Origin of the sequence: Stenotrophomonas sp. PAMC25021 (genome assembly GCF_004795795.1) — a bacterium.
In the GTDB taxonomy this organism is placed as follows: Bacteria; Pseudomonadota; Gammaproteobacteria; order Xanthomonadales; family Xanthomonadaceae; genus Stenotrophomonas; species Stenotrophomonas muris.
On the sequence record NZ_CP039255.1, the window covers coordinates 2,982,378 to 2,999,663 of the forward strand.

The window sequence follows — 17,286 nt, forward strand, 5'->3', positions numbered from 1 at the left end:
TCAGTCGCGGGCTGCGTTCCACTGCAGGTCGCCGCGCGGCCGATGCTGGTCACCGACGCGTCGAGTGTAGCCAACGCGATTGAAGAACTCCAAGATCTGGATGCTGCGTTTGCGGCCCAGGCCGATGGCATCGCGGAAGGCCGCCGCATCCACCGCGCCGCTGGCCTGTGACTGCTGCGCGACGATCGCGGCGAGTTCCGCAATGCGTGCGGGTGCATAGAACAGGTCCGGCACCACCTGGAACAGTTCGCCACGTGCGGCGGCGCGGCGCAGGACGGCGCGGACATCGTCTTCGGTCAGTCCGAAGTCGGCGGCTAGAGTACGCACCCACGGCGGATCGAAGCCACCGGCGTGCAGTTGCGGCAGCACGCGTTCCAGCAGCAGGCGCTCGCGTTCCGGTGGCGCATGGTCATGGCCGGGCAGGCGCCACCAGGCGCCCACGCGTTGCACGCTGCCGTCGTCCAGCAGGTCCTGCAGCAGCGCATTCCAGAGCCCCGTCGCAAGCGCGGGCAGGGTGCTGCGTTGCAGGCGCCCGCTGTCGACACCGGGTTCGTCCGGGCGTCGCTCATGCCAGCTACGCAGCGATGTGATCACCTGCTCGTGCAGCACCTGCCAGTGCGAGGCAAGGATGACCACCGTGTCCTCGCGGGTGATGATGCGCTGTGCGTCTGCAGGAAGATCGATCCGGTCGGCCGCGCGCCGGCAGTAGCGTTGCAGCGCGGCCATGGCAATGCCGAAGGGCGCCTGCTGCAACAGCGGGCCGATTCCCGCACCTGTGGCCAGCTGCTCCAGTGCGCCCAGCCAAGCGAGCCGTGCCGGGCTGCGCCGGCGCCGCTGTGGCGGGTCCGGGTCGAGCACGACGCCACCGCCCAGCGTGTGGGTCGCGGCGGAATCGCGGGCGATGAAGCGTTCACCACACATCGCACAGACCGGTGCATCGAACACCAGCTGCACCAACTGCCCATCACCTTGGTCACGGTCCTCCAGCAGCACCACATGGGCCTGCCGGTGCATCGTGCCCCAGTGGATGTGCAGGGGTGCCCAGTCGCGCAGTGGTGCTGCCCGTGCGGACAAGCGCAGGCGCACATCGACGCGGGTGGTGGCCAGCAGCGCGCGCGGGTCGGCAATCCAGTCGCCACGATGAATCTCGTCGCGGGCGATGGCGGCCAGGTTCAACGCGCAGCGCTGTCCGGCCATGGCGTGATCGCTGGGCTGGTTCTGCGCGTGGATGCTGCGTATGCGCACATCGGTGGCGGCGGGCATCAGTTGCAGGTGCTCGCCCACCGTGACGCCGCCGCCATGTACCGCGCCGGTCACCAATGTGCCGTGGCCGGCCAGCGAGAACACGCGGTCCACCGGCATGCGGAACAGCTCGCTGCGCAGCGCGGCCTGGCGCGCGTTGGCATCGCCGGCGGCCCATGCGTGCAGGTGGGCGCGCAAGGCGTTGATGCCTGCGTCATCGGGGGACGTGCTGTTGCAGGCGAACACGGGGGAACCCTGCAGCGGCATTCCGGCCAGCAAAGCGGCAATCTCGATCTCGACCCGGGCGATGCGCGCGGCGTCCACGCGGTCGATCTTGGTCAGCGCCACCGCGCCGCGATCCACGCCCAGCAGCTGCAGGATCGCCAGATGCTCGCGGGTCTGCGGCATCACGCCGTCGTCGGCGGCGACGACCAGCAGGGCGACATCGATACCGGTGGCGCCGGCCACCATCGTGTGGACGAAGCGCTCATGACCCGGCACATCGACGAAACCCAGCATCGCGGCGGGGCCCGTGCCGTTCGCGTTTTCCACCGGGACATAGGCATAGCCCAGTTCAATGGAGATGCCGCGCGTGCGTTCTTCCTGCAGGCGATCGGTTTCGATGCCGGTCAGTGCCCGCACCAGGCGCGTCTTGCCATGGTCGATATGCCCGGCGGTGCCGACGATCATGGTTGCAGCATGCTCCATTGGGCGAGGAAGTCCGCTTCGTCGGCCGGTTCCAGGCAACGCAGGTCCAGCCACAATGCGTCCTCGCCGATGCGGCCCAGCACCGGTCGCGGCAGCTGGCGCAGGCGCTTGGCCAGGCGGTCCAGGCCGCCACGTTGCGCAGTGGTGATGCGCAGGCCGGCACTGCCGAGCTGCGCCTGTGGCTGCGCACCACTGCCGATCTGGCTGTGCATCCGTGCCTGTTCAAGCATGTAGCCGGTCGGCAGCGCCGAGCGCAGCGGCGGCAGCAGGCGCTGGGCCTGCGCATCCATGTCCTGCTGCGTGCGCGAGAGCGTACGCAGTGTCGGCAGCCGTTGCGCCAGCAGCTCCGGCTCGCGGTACAGCGCCAGTACCGCCTCCAGCGCGGCCAGGCCCATCTTGTCCATGCGCAGCGCACGCTTGAGCGGGTTGCGGTTGATCCGCGCGATCAGGTCGGCGCGGCCGGCGATGATGCCGGCCTGCGGCCCACCCAGCAGCTTGTCGCCACTGAACGAGACCAGGTCGGCACCGGCCGCCAGTGTTTCCTGCACGGTCGGCTCGTGTGGCAGGCCGAAGGCCGCCAGGTCGCACAGGCTGCCGCTGCCCAGGTCCACCACCAACGGCAGGCCATGGTCGTGCGCGATCGCTGCCATCGCCGCGGTGTCGACCTTGGCGGTGAAGCCGGTGATCGCGTAGTTGCTGGCGTGCACCTCCATCAGCAGTGCGGTGCGCGCGCCGATGGCATGGGCGAAGTCGGCCGGGTGGGTGCGGTTGGTGGTGCCCACTTCCAGCAGCCGCGCGCCGGCACTGCGCATCACATCGGGAATGCGGAAGGCACCGCCGATTTCCACCAGTTCGCCGCGCGACACCACCACCTCGCGGCGGTTGGCCAGGCTGTTGAGCAGCAGCAGGACCGCCGCCGCATTGTTGTTGACCACGGTGGCGGCTTCGGCGCCGGTCAGCTCGCAGACCAGCGCCTGCACCCGTGCATCGCGGTCGCCGCGGCGGCCGCGGGTGATGTCGAATTCCAGGTCAACCGGTGCGGCCATCGCGCGGGTGACGGCCTGCACCGCGGACTCGGGCAGCAGGGCGCGACCCAGGTTGGTATGCAGCACGGTGCCGGTCAGGTTGAACATCGGCTGCAGGTTCAGCCGTGCATCGGCGATGAGTGCGGCATCAAGCGCCGCGACCAGTGCCGGGCCTTCAATGGCCTGATGCAACTGCTCGGCCGAGAGCTGCGTGGCACTGATGCGCTCACGCAGCGCCTGCAGATGTACGCGCAGCAACTGGGTGATGCGGCTGCGGCCGTGGCCCTCGATCAGTGTTGCCAAGGCAGGCAGGCGCAGCAACCGGTCCAGCGAGGGCAGCGCGGAAGCCGATGCCGGGGTGGGGGGCGTGGCTGTCATCGCCTCACTCGCCGTCGGATTGCCACAGCAGCGGATTCTGGCTGGCGCGTGCATAGCCTTCCTCGCCCAGCAGCAGGTCCAGCGCCAGCGTGCCAAGGTCATCAGCCACCGGTTCCAGCGACGGATCTTTTTCCAGATACAGGATCTTGCGGTAGCTGTGGCAGTGGTCGCAGGTTTCTGCACGTACCGCGCTCTCGCGCACCGCCTGGCCGGTATCGCCGTCGGCATCAGCCAGGGCGCGATAGGCGATGTCCTTGCCAGCGGCGCCACACTGGCTGCACTGCACGCGCACGTAGTGCCACTGGCAGGCGCACAACGAGCACGACAGGTAGCGGTAGGAGGCATAGGGCGGGCGGGCCTGCACCATGCTGGTCACCGGCAGGGTGCCGCACAGCGGGCACAGCCCTGGCGCATCGGCCAGCGGCTTCAGGTCGCTGGGGCGGAAGCTGGCCGCCAGTACTGCCCAATACACCTGCAACGCATTCATCACCAGCAGCGCAGCGACCGCGTCGACCGGGGGCGCGTCAGCGCGTTCCAGCACGGCGTGGGCCTGCGCATCCAGCCAGGTGTCGTCGGCGGCGGCGACGCGCAGCAATTCCTGCCGTGTTTCCGCCGGTAGCCCCGCTTCGTCGGCGCAGTGCCGGCACAGCGTGCGCAGCCAGTCGCGCCAGCGCCCGTCCAGATGAAGTGTGTTGGCGGGCCGCAACGGCATGCCGGCACTGGCGGCCGCGCTGGACTGCTGCGCGCGCGCGTGGTCCTGCAGCGCCTCGCGTTGCTGGGGTGTCAATTCCTCCAGCAGCGCCTGCTGTGCATCGGCCAATGCCGCCAGCAGCTGCAGGTAACCGCCGATGGCGCTGTGCGCGGCCAGGCTGCGCAGGCGCGCCGCGCGTGTGGCGAACAGCGACCCGGTATCAGGCAGGATGATGCGCGGCACGTCGCGCGAGGCGAGCGTCTCGATCTCACCGGGTTCAAGGATGCGTTGCGCCATGCAGGGCCAGCCAGAAGAACCAGCCTCCATCCTCGCCGTTGTCAGCGCTGGCGTCCAGCGCACTGTAGGCCATTTGAAATGGTCGGGGTCAGATCCGTTTTCCACAGGAAAACGGATCTGACCCCATCGGTTGTTGCCGTGTTCATCGTGTCGACCAAGGTCGACACCTACCAAAAGCACCGGGGAACTGTCGAAGGCGCCTCTGCAGGTGCAGGGCCGCAGGCCCTGCCGTTACCCCTCTTCCCGACGTCCGCGCAGGATGTCCCGGAACCATTGCCGGTGATGCTTGTACGCCCACCCATAGGTCACCTTGCCCTGGGTCATCGCCCGCACCGAGCCCTTGATCCAGAGCGCCGCATAGATGTGCACCACGATCGCGCACACCAGCACCCAACCGAACAACGCATGGGCCAGCACCGAGAAGCGGATCAGCCCGATCGGGAAGAGATGGCTGAAGTATTGCCGCCAGATCACGAAGCCGGTCAGCAGCAGTGCCGACAGGCAACCAATGATCGCCCAGAACAGGAGCTTCTGGCCGGCATTGAAGCGGCCCACCGGCGGCAGCTTCTCATCCTCGTTGCGCAGCACATCGCGCATGCCGCGCATCCATGCGCGATCGTCGGCCGTCGGCAGATTGTCGCGCCACATGCGGAACGCCAGAAACGCAAAGCCGACCACCATGGCCAGCCCGATGAATGGATGCAGGATGCGCGTCCACGGGCCGCCACCGAACAGCTGGGTCAGCGGGAACAGGGCGGGATGGAACAGTGCCAGCCCGGACAGCGCCGTCAGCACGAAGCAGATCGCCACGATCCAGTGATTGATGCGGGTCGGCGCGCGGTAGCGGATGATCTGCCGCGGGTGCGGGGCGTACTTCATGGCCGCTGCTCCTCTTCGATCTTCTTCGCCTCGTGTTCGGCTTCCTCTTCTTCCTCGTCATTGACCGTGTTGCGGCCGATGCCGATGTAATGCAGGAAGCCGGCGAAGGCGGTGGCGGCGATCGCCAGCACGCCCAGCGGCTTGGCCACGCCCTTCCAGACTTCCACCATCGGGCTGATCCGCGGGTCCTTGGGCAGGTCGGCGTACAGCTCCGGCTTGTCCACATGCTGCAGCACGTACATCACGTGGGTGCCACCCACGCCCTGCGGGTCGTACAGGCCGGCGTTCCCGTAGCCGCGCGATTTCAGGTCTTCCACGCGGCCGGCCGCGTGCTCGGTCATCGCCTGCTTGCTGCCGAAGGTGATCGCCCCGGTCGGGCAGGTCTTCACGCAGGCCGGTTCTTGGCCTACCGCCACCCGGTCCGAACACAGTGTGCACTTGTAGGCCTTGTGGTCCTTCTTGGAAATGCGCGGCACGTCGAACGGGCAACCGGTCACGCAGTAGCCGCAGCCGATGCAGTTCTCTTCCTGGAAGTCGACGATGCCGTTGGCGTACTGGATGATCGCGCCCGGCGACGGGCAGGCCTTCAGGCAGCCCGGGTCGCTGCAGTGCATGCAGCCCTCCTTGCGGATCAGCCACTCCAGCTTGCCCTTCTCGTCCTCGTATTCGCGGAACTTCATCACCGTCCACGACTGGTCGCTCAGGTCGGGCGGGTTGTCATAGCTGCCAACGCAGCTGCCGACCTCGTCGCGCAGGTCGTTCCATTCCATGCAGGCGACCTGGCAGGCCTTGCAGCCGATGCATTTGCTCACATCGATCAGCTTGGCGACCTGGCCGGTGTGCGCACCGCGCGCTTCCGGCGAGGGCGTGGTGGTGGCCGAGCGGCGGATGATGTCCAGCGATTGCAGTGACATGGCGTGTCTCCTACACCTTCTCGACCTTGACCAGGATGCACTTCGATTCGGGCGTCTGCGAGTTGCCGTCACCGATGGCGTTGGTCAGCGTATTGGCGATGTATCCGGGCTTGGCCGCACCGAGGAAGCCCCAGTGGATCGGCACGCCCACCTGGTGCACGGTCCGGCCATCGATCTGCAGGGCCTTGATGCGCTTGGTCACCATCGCCACCGCTTCGATGTGGCCACGCTTGGAACTGACCCGCACGCGGCTGCCGTTGCTGATGCCCAGCTCGTCGGCCAAGGCCGCGCCGATCTCGACGAACTGCTCGGGCTGGATGATGGCGTTCAACTTGCCGTGCTTGGTCCAGAAGTGGAAGTGCTCGGTCAGGCGGTAGGTGGTGGCCACATGCGGGAACTCGTCCGGCGAACCGATCTGTGCGCGATCGCTGGCGAATACGCGGGCGGCCGGGTTGTTCAGCGTCAGTGCCTGGCCGGGGCTGAGCGGATTGCTGCGCAGTGGCGTGTCGAATGGCTCGTAGTGCTCCGGGAACGGCCCTTCGGCCATGCCGGCCTTGGCGAAGAAGCGGGCGATGCCTTCCGGGTTCATGATGAACGGGCCCATCCCGCCGGCGGGATCTTCATCGGCCTTGAAGTCCGGTACGTCCACGCTGCCCCAGTTCTTGCCGTTCCAGGCCAGCAGCGTGCGGCGCGGGTCGAACGGCTGGCCGGCCACGTCGCACGACGCGCGGTTGTACATCACGCGGCGATTGGCCGGCCACGCCCAGGCCCAGCCCAGCGTGTTGCCGATGCCGGTGGGGTCGCTGTTGTCACGCCGCGCCATCATGTTGCCGGTCGGGCCCCAGGCACCGATGTAGATCCAGCAGCCCGACGCGGTGCTGCCATCGTCGCGCAGGTCGCCGAATGCGGCCAGCTGCTCGCCGGCCTTGCGCACCAGCCTGGTCGGATCCTTCGGATCGAACACGTCGGCCAGCGCCTTGCCGTTGTATTCCATCGCCAGCTCTTCCGGCGTCGGCAGCTCCGGGTTGGAATACTTCCAGGCCAGGTCGCGCACCGGCTCCCACCACGCACCGCCGTCCTTCTCGTACATCGCCTTGATGCGATGGAACAGCTCGGACATGATCTCGATGTCGCTGCGCGCTTCACCCGGCGGATTGGCGCCCTTCCAGTGCCACTGCAGCCAGCGCGAGGAGTTCACCACCGCGCCGTTCTCCTCGGCGAAGGACGTGGTGGGCAGGCGGAATACTTCGGTCTGGATCGTGCTCGGGTCGACGTCGTTCAACGCGCCGTGGTTCTGCCAGAAGGCGATGGTCTCGGTTTCCAGCGGGTCCATGCTGACCATGAACTTCAGCTTGGAGAACGCGCTGATCAGCTTGCCCTTGTTAGGCGCCGAGGCCAGCGGGTTGAAACCCTGGCAGATGTAGCCGTGGATCTTGCCCTCGTTCATCAGCTCGTACGCCTGCAGCATGTCGTACGGCTTGTCGAGCTTGGGCAGGTAATCGAAGCACCAGTTGTTGTCGGCGGTGGCGGCATCGCCCCACCACGATTTCATCAGGCTGACGTGGAACTTCGGATAGTTCTGCCAGAACGACATCTGGTTGGCGCGCAGCGGCTTCTGCGTGCGCTTGGCGATGTAGGCGTCGTAGTCCTGCTCGTCCTGCCTCGGCAGCGTCAGGTAGCCGGGCAGCAGGTCGGACATCAGGCCGATGTCGGTCAGGCCCTGGATGTTGGAATGCCCGCGCAGCGCGTTCATGCCGCCACCGGCCACGCCGATGTTGCCCAGCAGCAGCTGCACCATGGTGCCGGCACGCACGTTCTGTGCGCCGATCGAGTGCTGCGTCCATCCCAGCGCGTACAGGATGGTCATCGCCTTGTCCTTGCCGGCGGTGGACGCGATCATGTCCCAGATCTGGCGGATGCTGTCGGCCGGCGTGCCGCAGATGCGCTCGACCATCTCCACGGTGTAGCGCGCGTAGTGTTGTTTCAGCAGGTTGTAGACGCAGCGCGGGTCCTTCAGCGTCGGGTCGCTGCGTACGTAGCCGTCGTCACCGTAGGCGTAGTCCCAGCTGGAACGGTCGTAGCTGCGCTTCTCTTCGTTGTAACCCGAATACAGGCCGTCCTTGAAGGCGAATTCGTCCTTCACCAGGAACGGCATGTCGGTGTAGTTCAGCACGTACTCGTGCTGGATGCGGTCCTCGGTCAGCAGGTAGTTGATCAGGCCGCCCAGGAACACGATATCGGTACCGGTGCGGATCGGCGCGTACACGTCGGCCACCGCGGCCGAGCGGTTGAAGCGCGGATCGACCACGATCAGCCGGGCCTTGTTGTGGGCCTTGGCCTCGGTCACCCATTTGAATCCGCACGGGTGTGCCTCGGCGGCATTGCCACCCATGATCAGGATCAGGTCGGCATTCTTGATGTCGACCCAGTGGTTCGTCATCGCACCACGGCCTAGCGTCGGGGCAAGACCTGCCACCGTCGGGCCGTGTCAGACACGTGCCTGGTTGTCGAATGCCAGCATGCCAAGGGAGCGGACGACCTTGTGGGTCACCACCGCGGTTTCATTGCTGGTGGCCGAGGCCGCCAGCATGCCGGTGGTCAGCCAGCGGTTGACCGTCTGCCCGGCTTCGTTCTTCTGCACGAAGTTGGCATCGCGGTCTTCCTTCATCAGCCGCGCGATGCGGTCCAGCGCATCGTCCCAGCTCAGCCGCTTCCACTCGTTGGAGCCCGGTGCCCGGTACTCGGGGTAGAGCAGGCGCGACTTGCTGTGGATGATGTCGGCCAGGCCGGCGCCCTTCGGGCACAGCGTGCCGCGGTTGACCGGATGGTCCGGGTCACCCTCGATATGGAAGATGCTCGGCTCGGCGTTCTTGGCGCCGTCGCCGAGGCTGTACATCAGGATGCCGCAGGCCACCGAACAGTAGGTACAGGTGTTGCGGGTCTCGGTCGCGCGGGTCAGCTTGTACTGCCTGACCTCCGCGAGCGCGATGCCGGGCGCGAAGCCCATCAATGCCAGGCTGGAGCCGACCAGGGTTGTCCCGGTCACTTTCAGGAACTGGCGGCGGCTCATCGATGGCATGCCGTTCTCCTGGGATGGCGGGGAGGCACAGGCCTCCGGGCTGTCGTTGGGTACGGCCCGGTTATAGCACAGGCCCCCGCACGCCCATGTGGCACAAGGCCCGGCGCCGGCGGGGCGGGCGCGCAACGGGGCCGCTCTGGTAAAGTTGCGTGCCCGCCCCCCGGGGAAGCGTCTGCCGGGCCTGGTTCCAGGATGTTCCGCGCAGCCCCCGCCGTCCTGGCGCGATCCTCCGCGCCGGATCTGGAACACCGAGGAAAAATTTTGCGAAATCAACCAGTTGGGTTCCGCGCATGAGCGCCCCGTCGAAGCCGTCGGACGCCGTTGCGCGCGGCACGCTGTACATCGTTGCCGCCCCCTCCGGCGCCGGCAAGAGCAGCATCGTCAATGCCACCCTGGCGCGTGACCCGCAGATCGCGCTGTCGATCTCCTTCACCTCGCGCGCGATGCGCCCGGGGGAAGTGAACGGCCAGCACTACCATTTCGTCTCTGCGGAAAGGTTCGAAGAAATGATCGCCGCCGGCGACTTCTTCGAGCATGCGTGGGTGCACGGCGACTGGAAGGGCACGGCCCGGCAGTCGGTGGAGCCGCAGCTGGCCGCCGGCCAGGACGTGCTGCTGGAAATCGATTGGCAGGGCGCGCAGCAGGTGCGCCAGCTGGTGCCGGGCACGGTCACCGTGTTCATCCTGCCGCCGTCCAGGCAGGCCCTGCAGGATCGCATGCGCAAGCGCGGCCAGGACAGCGAGGCGGTCATCGCCCAGCGCCTGGGCGCGGCGCGCGATGAAATGCTGCACTTCAACGAGTTCGACTACGTCATCGTCAACGAGGTGTTCGACACCGCCGTGGACGAGTTGTGCGCCATCTTCACCGCCAGCCGCCTGCGCCGGGAGGCCCAGAAGGTCCGCCACGCCGGCCTGATCCAGGCCCTGCTGACTCCCGATCCGGGCGCAACTGACTGATTCCAAAAGAATCGGGTAGGGGTTGGCTTGATTTTGTCCAGCTCCTGCCAGTACACTCCGTCCCCTTTCCCTCATTCGACTGAGCGGCCGACCGGTCGCCGGGAGCCCGTATGGCCCGCATCACCGTAGAAGATTGCCTGGAAGTCGTTAACAACCGTTTCGAACTGGTCATGATGGCATCCAAGCGTGCCCGCCAGCTCGCCAACGGCGTGCAGGCCACGCTGGACAACAGCGAGACCGAGGACAAGCCGACCGTGCTGGCGCTGCGCGAAATCGCCGCCCGCAAGATCGACAACGCGCTGATCGACGAAGTCGAGAAGGCCGAGCGTGAGCGCGCCGAGCGCGAAGCGCTGGAGTGGGCTGCCGCCGAAGTGGTCGCTGACGAAGACATGTCCAAGAACGACGATTGATCGCATCGATCAACGTAATCGTTGGATACACCGAACAGCCCGCCCCGTGCGGGCTGTTTCGCATTCAGGATTTGCCGTAAACGTCGCGCTGGAATAGGCTGCGGGCATGAACCCAGGCCCCACTGCCAAGGTCGCCGCAGCCCCCACTGCCGCCGTACCCGACTACGTCCTCCAGCTTGAACGCGCCGCCCATTACCTGCCGCCGGAACAGCTGCCGCTGTTGCGCCGTGCCTGGGAAGTCGGAGCCTCCGCGCACGCTGGGCAGACGCGCAAGTCGGGTGAGCCCTATATCACCCACCCGGTGGCGGTGGCCCAGGTGCTGGCCGAGCTCGGCCTGGACGTGGAAGCGCTGATCGCCGCGATCCTGCACGACACCATCGAAGACACGCCGCTGACCCGCGAGGCGCTGGCCGCCGAGTTCGGCGAAGCCGTGGCCGAACTGGTCGACGGCGTTACCAAGCTGGACAAGCTGAAGTTCCGCGACCGCCAGGAGGCGGCCGCCGAGAGCTTCCGCAAGATGCTGCTGGCGATGTCGCGCGACCTGCGCGTGATCATGATCAAGCTGGCCGACCGCCTGCACAACATGCGCACGCTGGGTGCGCAGAGCCGCGAAGCGCGCGGCCGCATCGCCCGCGAGACGCTGGAGATCTACGCGCCGATCGCCCAGCGCCTGGGCATGAGCCTGGTCAAGAGCGAGCTGCAGAACCTCGGTTTCAAGGCGCTGTACCCGTGGCGCCACGCCATCATCGAGAAGCACATCCGCAGCCAGCCGGTGGTGCGCCGCGAAGCGATGGCGCAGGTGGAAGTGCAGCTGTCGCAGCGCCTGGCCAAGGAGGGGATCGAGCATCGGCTGATCAGCCGCATCAAGACCCCGTGGAGCATCTACAACAAGATGCGCGACGAGAACAAATCCTTCGACCAGGTGATGGATGTGTTCGGCTTCCGCCTGGTCGTGCGCAGCGTGCCCAGCTGCTACCACGCGCTGGGTTCGGTGCATGCCACCTTCAAGCCGCTGGATGGCCGTTTCCGCGACTTCATCGCCATTCCCAAGGCCAACGGTTACCAGTCGCTGCACACGGTGCTGTTCGGGCCGTATGGCTCGCCGATCGAAGTGCAGATCCGTACCGAGGAAATGGACCTGATCGCCGAACGCGGCGTGGCCGCGCACTGGACCTACAAGTTCGGCGGCGATTCGCCCAACAGCGCACAGAGCCGTGCCCACGCGTGGATCGTCGAGCTGATCGACTCGCAGCGTGCCGCCGGTTCCTCGCTGGAGTTCCTGGACAACGTCAAGGTCGACCTGTTCCCGGACGAGGTCTACCTGTTCACCCCGAAGGGCAAGATCCTGGCCCTGCCGCGCAATTCCACCGCGCTCGATTTCGCCTACGCCGTGCATACCGACGTCGGCAACATGGCGGTGGCCTCGCGCGTGGACAAGAAACTGGTGCCACTGCGCACCAAGCTGGTGTCGGGCCAGTCGGTGGAGATCATCACCGCACGCTCGGCCACGCCGAAACCGCAGTGGCTGGAATTCGTGGTTACCAGCAAGGCGCGCACCGCCATCCGCCACCAGCTCAAGCAGCTGGAGCACGAGGATGCCGTGCAGCTGGGCCACCGCATGCTCGACCGTGCGCTGGAAGCGATGGATTCGTCGCTGGAGCGGCTGCCGAAGGGGCGCCTGGATGCGTTCCTGGCCGAACACCGCTTCCCGCGCCTGGAAGCCCTGCTGGCCGAGGTCGCACTGGGCAACTGGATGCCGACCCAGGCCGCGCAGGCGCTGATGGCCTACGCCGAACTGCGTGGTGGCCCGCATTCGCGCCACCACTCGCAGGAAAAGATCCTGATCAACGGCAGCGAGCGTGGCGTGGTCACCTTCGCCGGCTGCTGCCAGCCGATTCCCGGCGACGAGATCATGGGCTACCACACCGCCGGCAAGGGCATCGTGGTGCACCGCATGGACTGCCCGAACCTGGCCGAGCTGCGCAAGTCGCCCGAGCGCTGGGTGCCGATCGGCTGGGACACCACCGTCTCCGGCGACTACGACACCTCGCTGGTGGTGGAAGTGGAGAACGGCACCGGCGTGCTGGCACAGCTGGCCGCTGCCATCGCGCAGAGCCACTCCAACATCGAGCGCGTGGACTACCTGGATCGCGATTTCAACGCCGCCGTGCTGGCGTTCAACATCCAGGTGCGCGACCGCAACCACCTGGCCGAAGTGATGCGCCGCCTGCGCCGCCTGTCGGTCGTGCAGTCGGTACGCCGCCAGTAGGTCCACGCCATGCGTGGATGACGTTCCGCGCACACGACATACGGGGTCGGATCCGTTTCCCGCCGGGAAACGGATCCGACCCCCAGCCGATGCCGCGCCCACCCGGTACAATCACCGCTCTGTTTTCCCCCAAAGCACCGGAGCGACCCATGTCCCGCCAGATCATCAACACCGAAAAGGCCCCCGCCGCCATCGGCCCGTACTCGCAGGCCGTGCGCGCCGGCAACACCGTGTACTTCTCCGGCCAGATCCCGCTTGACCCGGCCACCGGCGACATCGTCGGCGCTGGCGACGTCGAAGCGCAGGCCCGTCGCGCCTTCGACAACCTCAAGGCCGTGGCCGAAGCCGCCGGCGGCTCGCTGGACAAGGTCGTGCGTCTGGGCCTGTACCTGACCGACCTGGGCGAGTTCGCCAAGGTCAACGCGGTCATGCAGGACTACTTCCAGGCCCCGTACCCGGCCCGTTCCACCATCGAAGTCTCCGGCCTGCCGAAGGGCGCCAGCTTCGAGGTCGATGCGGTGATGGTCATCGACTGACCGCCACGTGGCACGCAAGGCGGCGGTCACTCCGGTCCTGTCACCGTCCGGCGAAGCATCCCTGGCGATGCTCGCCGGCGTCGGTCCGGCCGTGGCCGCCAAACTGCAGGCGCGTGGCCTGGCCACCCTGCAGGATCTCTGGCTTCACCTGCCCCTGCGCTATGAAGACCGGACCCGGCTGACCCGCATCGAAGACCTGCGCAACGGCGTGCCGGCCCAGGTGGAAGGGCGGGTGGTCGCGGTGGAGCGCGTCATGCGCTACCGGCCGATGCTGAAAGTGGCGGTGGAGGACGAAGGGCAGGGCACCCTGGTGCTGCGATTCTTCCATTTCCGCCAGCAGCAGGTCGGCCAGTTCGCGGTCGGCAACCGGCTGCGCTGCTTCGGCACGCCCAAGCCCGGCCACCTCGGCCTGGAAATCGTCCATCCCAGCTACCAGGTGCTGGGCCGCAACGATGATCCCGAACTCGGCGACCGCCTCGACCCGGTGTATCCCACCGTCGAAGGCGTGGGCCCGATGACGATGCGCAAGCTGATCGGCCAGGCCCTGGATCGCCTGCCCGAGGAAAGCACGCTGGAACTGCTGCCCAGCGGTTGGCTCGATGGCCTGGGCCTGCCGTCGCTGCGCAGCGCGCTGCTGACCGTGCACCGGCCACCGCCGGATGCCGACCTCGCCGCGCTGGCCGCCGGCACCCACCCGGCGCAGCGCCGCCTGGCGATGGAAGAACTGCTGGCCCACCACCTCAGCCTGCGTCGCCAGCGCATTGCCTTGCAGGCACACCATGCGCCGCCGCTGGCTGGTCCTGGCAAGCTGGCCAAGGCGCTGCTGAAGCAGCTGCCGTTCGCGCTCACCGGCGCGCAGGCGCGCGTGTTCAAGCAGATCCGTGAAGACCTCGCGCGCCCCAGCCCGATGCTGCGGCTGGTGCAGGGCGACGTCGGTTCCGGCAAGACCGTGGTGGCCGCACTGGCGGCGATGCTGGCGGTGGAGCAGGGCAAGCAGGTTGCGTTGGCAGCGCCCACCGAACTGCTGGCCGAACAGCATCTCAACAACCTGCGCGGCTGGCTGGAGCCGCTCGGTGTGCGTATCGCCTGGCTGGCCGGCAAGGTCACCGGCAAGGCGCGCGCCAAGGTGATGGAGCAGGTCGCCAGTGGCGAAGCGCAGGTGGTGGTCGGTACCCACGCGCTGATGCAGGAGGCGGTGGTGTTCCAGGATCTGGCTCTGGCCATCGTCGACGAACAGCACCGCTTCGGCGTGCACCAGCGCTTGGCGCTGCGCGACAAGGGCGCGGGTGGCAACAGCGTGCCGCACCAGCTGGTGATGACCGCCACGCCGATTCCGCGCACGCTGGCGATGTCCGAGTACGCGGACCTGGATGTGTCGGCCATCGATGAACTGCCACCGGGACGCACGCCGGTGCAGACCGTCGCCCTCAACAATGACCGCCGCCCGGAGCTGATCGAGCGCATCGCGCTGGCCTGCCAGGAAGGGCGGCAGGTGTACTGGGTGTGCACGCTCATCGAGGAAAGCGAAGAACTGGATGCCACCCCGGCGCAGGCCACCTACGAATCGCTGCAGGCACTGCTGCCCGGCGTTCGCGTGGGGCTGGTGCACGGACGCCTGAAAGCCGCCGAAAAGCTGGCGACGATGGTGGCGTTCAAGACCGGCGAGATCGACCTGCTGGTCGCGACCACGGTCATCGAAGTGGGCGTGGACGTACCCAATGCTTCGTTGATGGTGATCGAGAACGCCGAACGCCTCGGCCTGGCCCAGCTGCACCAGCTGCGCGGCCGCGTGGGGCGTGGTTCGGCGGTATCGCGCTGCGTGCTGCTGTACCAGGCTCCGCTTTCGCAGATGGCGCGCGAGCGCCTGCAGACCATGCGCGAAACCAACGATGGTTTCGTCATCGCCGAGAAGGATCTGGAACTGCGCGGCCCCGGCGAACTGCTGGGCACCCGCCAGACCGGCCTGGCCGGTTTCCGCATTGCAGACCTGGCCCGCGATGCCGGCCTGCTGCCCGGCGTGCATGACCTGGCCGAGCGGCTGCTGGCCCAGCAGCCCGCGTTGGCCGATCGCGTGGTGCAGCGCTGGATCGGCACCGCCGTGCGCTACGCCTCGGCGTAAGTGGCGGGGTCAGGCCCCTTTGCACAGCAAAGGGCTCTGACCCCATCCCCGGGACGCTCATCCACGCACGGCGTGGATCCACTGTAGAGCCGAGCCCACGCTCGGCTGCTGTGCGCGTTGCGCGCGGGAGTCGAGCATGGCTCGACTCTACAGAGAGCTCTCCCTGCCATCCGCGGGAAACCCGTTTTCGGCGTTGCTGTTGAAGTTGTCGGCCAGCGGCCGGCACTACCGCGGGTGCAGGTCGCAGCCCTGCCGCCCCCCATACTTGCAACGGTCATCATCCCGGTCCACACTTCGTTGCCGATCTGAAGACGGCAACGATGACCCACAAGATCCCCCTGTTGATCGACACCGACCCCGGTGTGGACGACGCCCTGGCCCTGCTGATGGCCTTTGCCGATGAACGGCATGACGTGGTCGCCCTGACCATCGCCGCCGGCAATGTCGGCCTGCAGTACACCGTCCGCAACGCCCTCAAGCTCTGCGACATCGTCGGCCGCACCGACGTGCCGGTGTTTGCCGGCAGCCCGGATCCGCTGCTGCATCCTTCCGTAGACGCTGCCCACGTGCATGGCCGTGATGGCTATGGCGACGTGGACCTGCCGCCGCCGAGCCGCCAGGCCGAAGCCGAGCACGCTGCGCTGGCCATCCTGCGCCTGTCGCACGCGCATGCCGGCGAACTGATGCTGGTGATGCTTGGCCCGCTAACCAACCTCGCGCTGGCACTGAAGCTGGACCCGACCCTGCCCCAGCGCATCAAGCGCATCGTGGTGATGGGCGGCGCGGTCACCTGCCACGGCAACATCACCCCGGCGGCCGAATTCAACATCGCCTTCGATCCGGAAGCGGCGCATGTGGTGTTCACCTCGTTCAAGCACCTGCTGGTGTCGGACTGGGAGGCCACCGTCGCCCACGGCCTGCCGCTGGAAGAAGCCGAGAAGTGGCTGCAGGCCGACTCCGATCGTGCCCGCTTCTACGAGCTGATCTCGCGCAAGACCCGTGGCCTGTCCGAAGACAGCAAGGGTGGCCGCTGGTACACCGCCGACGCGGTTGCCATGGCCTGGGCACTGAACCCGGAAGGGCAGCTGCGGGTCGAGTCGCGTCCGCTGAACGTGGAGCTGAATGGCACGTTCAGCCGCGGCGCCACCATCGTCGACTGGAACCGCCAGACCGGCCAGCCGGACAACTGCGATCTGCTGATGGCCTACGACCAGCAGCGTTTCGAGGCCCTGGTACGCCAGGCCCTGGGCGCGGACTGAAGCCGATTGACCGGCACCGGTTGCCCCGGGCGGCAACCGGTGCTTATAATGCCGCTCTTGACCACCAGCCCATTTACGGTGTGAGCCCATGAAGGCCGATATCCATCCGAACTACCGCGACGTCGTCTTCCATGACGTCACCTCCGATTTCAAGATCCTGACCCGCTCGACCATGGCGACGAAGGAAACCATCAAGTGGGAAGACGGCAACGACTACCCGCTGGTGAAGGTTGAAATTTCCTCGGCTTCGCACCCGTTCTACACGGGCAAGCACAAGGTCATCGACACCTCGGGCCGTATCGACAAGTTCCAGAAGCGCTACGCGCGCTGATCTGTCGATCCAGCTTCGAACCGACGGCCGCGCTCTGCGCGGCCGTTTGTTTTTCCCCAACGCCTACCCAACGGGCGTTTGGATGGACAGAACACTGCGTTCGTGTGACAACGCTTTTGCCGATCCGGGCCGCTTGCTGGCCGGGTTCTGACCGCCTGCCGTCTACGACTTCTGTCTAGCGCCGGGCAAATGC

General features: G+C 67.0%; 13 protein-coding genes. 7 read left to right on the forward strand and 6 right to left on the reverse strand.

Annotated features, from left to right (window positions below; translation table 11 throughout):
* From selB to fdnG, 6 genes are all read right to left on the reverse strand, one after another.
* Positions 1-1,932: a selenocysteine-specific translation elongation factor gene (selB, locus tag E5790_RS13965; protein WP_111206030.1), complete on the reverse strand. Its 1,932-nt coding sequence runs from the start codon at positions 1,930-1,932 to the stop codon at positions 1-3.
* Positions 1,929-3,353 (reverse strand): L-seryl-tRNA(Sec) selenium transferase, encoded by a 1,425-nt coding sequence (gene selA / locus E5790_RS13970; RefSeq protein ID WP_111206031.1) that lies wholly within the window; start codon positions 3,351-3,353, stop codon positions 1,929-1,931. Before selA ends, selB begins: the two co-directional genes overlap by 4 nt.
* Before the next feature lie 4 nt (positions 3,354-3,357).
* Positions 3,358-4,341: a formate dehydrogenase accessory protein FdhE gene (fdhE, locus tag E5790_RS13975; RefSeq protein ID WP_032956068.1), complete on the reverse strand. Its 984-nt coding sequence runs from the start codon at positions 4,339-4,341 to the stop codon at positions 3,358-3,360.
* A 231-nt stretch (positions 4,342-4,572) separates the two neighbouring features.
* On the reverse strand, positions 4,573-5,220 hold the full coding sequence (locus E5790_RS13980; protein WP_049440476.1) for a formate dehydrogenase subunit gamma: 648 nt from the start codon (positions 5,218-5,220) through the stop codon (positions 4,573-4,575).
* A complete protein-coding gene (gene fdxH / locus E5790_RS13985) occupies positions 5,217-6,134 on the reverse strand; it encodes a formate dehydrogenase subunit beta (RefSeq protein WP_014648273.1) in 918 nt (305 codons plus the stop codon). The genes E5790_RS13980 and fdxH overlap by 4 nt, the downstream gene beginning before the upstream one ends.
* 10 nt (positions 6,135-6,144) lie before the next feature.
* The gene (gene fdnG / locus E5790_RS13990; RefSeq protein WP_136191769.1) at positions 6,145-9,213 is read right to left on the reverse strand and encodes a formate dehydrogenase-N subunit alpha; all 3,069 of its coding nucleotides are present in this window, start codon (positions 9,211-9,213) and stop codon (positions 6,145-6,147) included.
* Positions 9,214-9,503: 290 nt separating this feature from the next.
* On the opposite strand from fdnG, the gene gmk reads away from it, so the two are divergent.
* The 7 genes from gmk to E5790_RS14025 all read left to right on the forward strand — a co-directional run bounded on the left by gmk (position 9,504) and on the right by E5790_RS14025 (position 17,093).
* The gene (gene gmk / locus E5790_RS13995) at positions 9,504-10,169 is read left to right on the forward strand and encodes a guanylate kinase (protein ID WP_014648271.1); all 666 of its coding nucleotides are present in this window, start codon (positions 9,504-9,506) and stop codon (positions 10,167-10,169) included.
* 110 nt (positions 10,170-10,279) lie between these two features.
* A complete protein-coding gene (gene rpoZ, locus E5790_RS14000) occupies positions 10,280-10,579 on the forward strand; it encodes a DNA-directed RNA polymerase subunit omega (protein WP_005410877.1) in 300 nt (99 codons plus the stop codon).
* Positions 10,580-10,685: 106 nt separating this feature from the next.
* Positions 10,686-12,848 carry a bifunctional (p)ppGpp synthetase/guanosine-3',5'-bis(diphosphate) 3'-pyrophosphohydrolase gene (locus tag E5790_RS14005; protein ID WP_005418955.1) on the forward strand — a complete coding sequence of 721 codons (2,163 nt, stop codon included), beginning with the start codon at positions 10,686-10,688 and terminating at the stop codon, positions 12,846-12,848.
* A gap of 149 nt (positions 12,849-12,997) precedes the next feature.
* Entirely contained in the window at positions 12,998-13,384 is a 387-nt protein-coding gene (locus tag E5790_RS14010; protein WP_005418954.1) for a RidA family protein, read from the forward strand.
* Between the two features lie 7 nt (positions 13,385-13,391).
* A complete protein-coding gene (recG, locus tag E5790_RS14015; protein WP_111206033.1) occupies positions 13,392-15,503 on the forward strand; it encodes an ATP-dependent DNA helicase RecG in 2,112 nt (703 codons plus the stop codon).
* Positions 15,504-15,823: 320 nt separating this feature from the next.
* Positions 15,824-16,762: a nucleoside hydrolase gene (locus E5790_RS14020; RefSeq protein ID WP_049407499.1), complete on the forward strand. Its 939-nt coding sequence runs from the start codon at positions 15,824-15,826 to the stop codon at positions 16,760-16,762.
* An 88-nt stretch (positions 16,763-16,850) separates the two neighbouring features.
* Positions 16,851-17,093: a type B 50S ribosomal protein L31 gene (locus tag E5790_RS14025; protein ID WP_010484049.1), complete on the forward strand. Its 243-nt coding sequence runs from the start codon at positions 16,851-16,853 to the stop codon at positions 17,091-17,093.
* Positions 17,094-17,286: the final 193 nt, after the last annotated feature.

Coding starts and splice junctions, on each gene's coding strand:
- E5790_RS14025 (WP_010484049.1), top strand. CDS start 16,851: ATGAAGGCCGATATCCATCCGAACTACCGCGACGTCGTCTTCCATGAC.
- fdxH (WP_014648273.1), bottom strand. CDS start 6,134: ATGTCACTGCAATCGCTGGACATCATCCGCCGCTCGGCCACCACCACG.
- E5790_RS14005 (WP_005418955.1), top strand. CDS start 10,686: ATGAACCCAGGCCCCACTGCCAAGGTCGCCGCAGCCCCCACTGCCGCC.
- selB (WP_111206030.1), bottom strand. CDS start 1,932: ATGATCGTCGGCACCGCCGGGCATATCGACCATGGCAAGACGCGCCTG.
- E5790_RS14010 (WP_005418954.1), top strand. CDS start 12,998: ATGTCCCGCCAGATCATCAACACCGAAAAGGCCCCCGCCGCCATCGGC.
- selA (WP_111206031.1), bottom strand. CDS start 3,353: ATGACAGCCACGCCCCCCACCCCGGCATCGGCTTCCGCGCTGCCCTCG.
- E5790_RS14020 (WP_049407499.1), top strand. CDS start 15,824: ATGACCCACAAGATCCCCCTGTTGATCGACACCGACCCCGGTGTGGAC.
- E5790_RS13980 (WP_049440476.1), bottom strand. CDS start 5,220: ATGAAGTACGCCCCGCACCCGCGGCAGATCATCCGCTACCGCGCGCCG.
- fdhE (WP_032956068.1), bottom strand. CDS start 4,341: ATGGCGCAACGCATCCTTGAACCCGGTGAGATCGAGACGCTCGCCTCG.
- gmk (WP_014648271.1), top strand. CDS start 9,504: ATGAGCGCCCCGTCGAAGCCGTCGGACGCCGTTGCGCGCGGCACGCTG.
- rpoZ (WP_005410877.1), top strand. CDS start 10,280: ATGGCCCGCATCACCGTAGAAGATTGCCTGGAAGTCGTTAACAACCGT.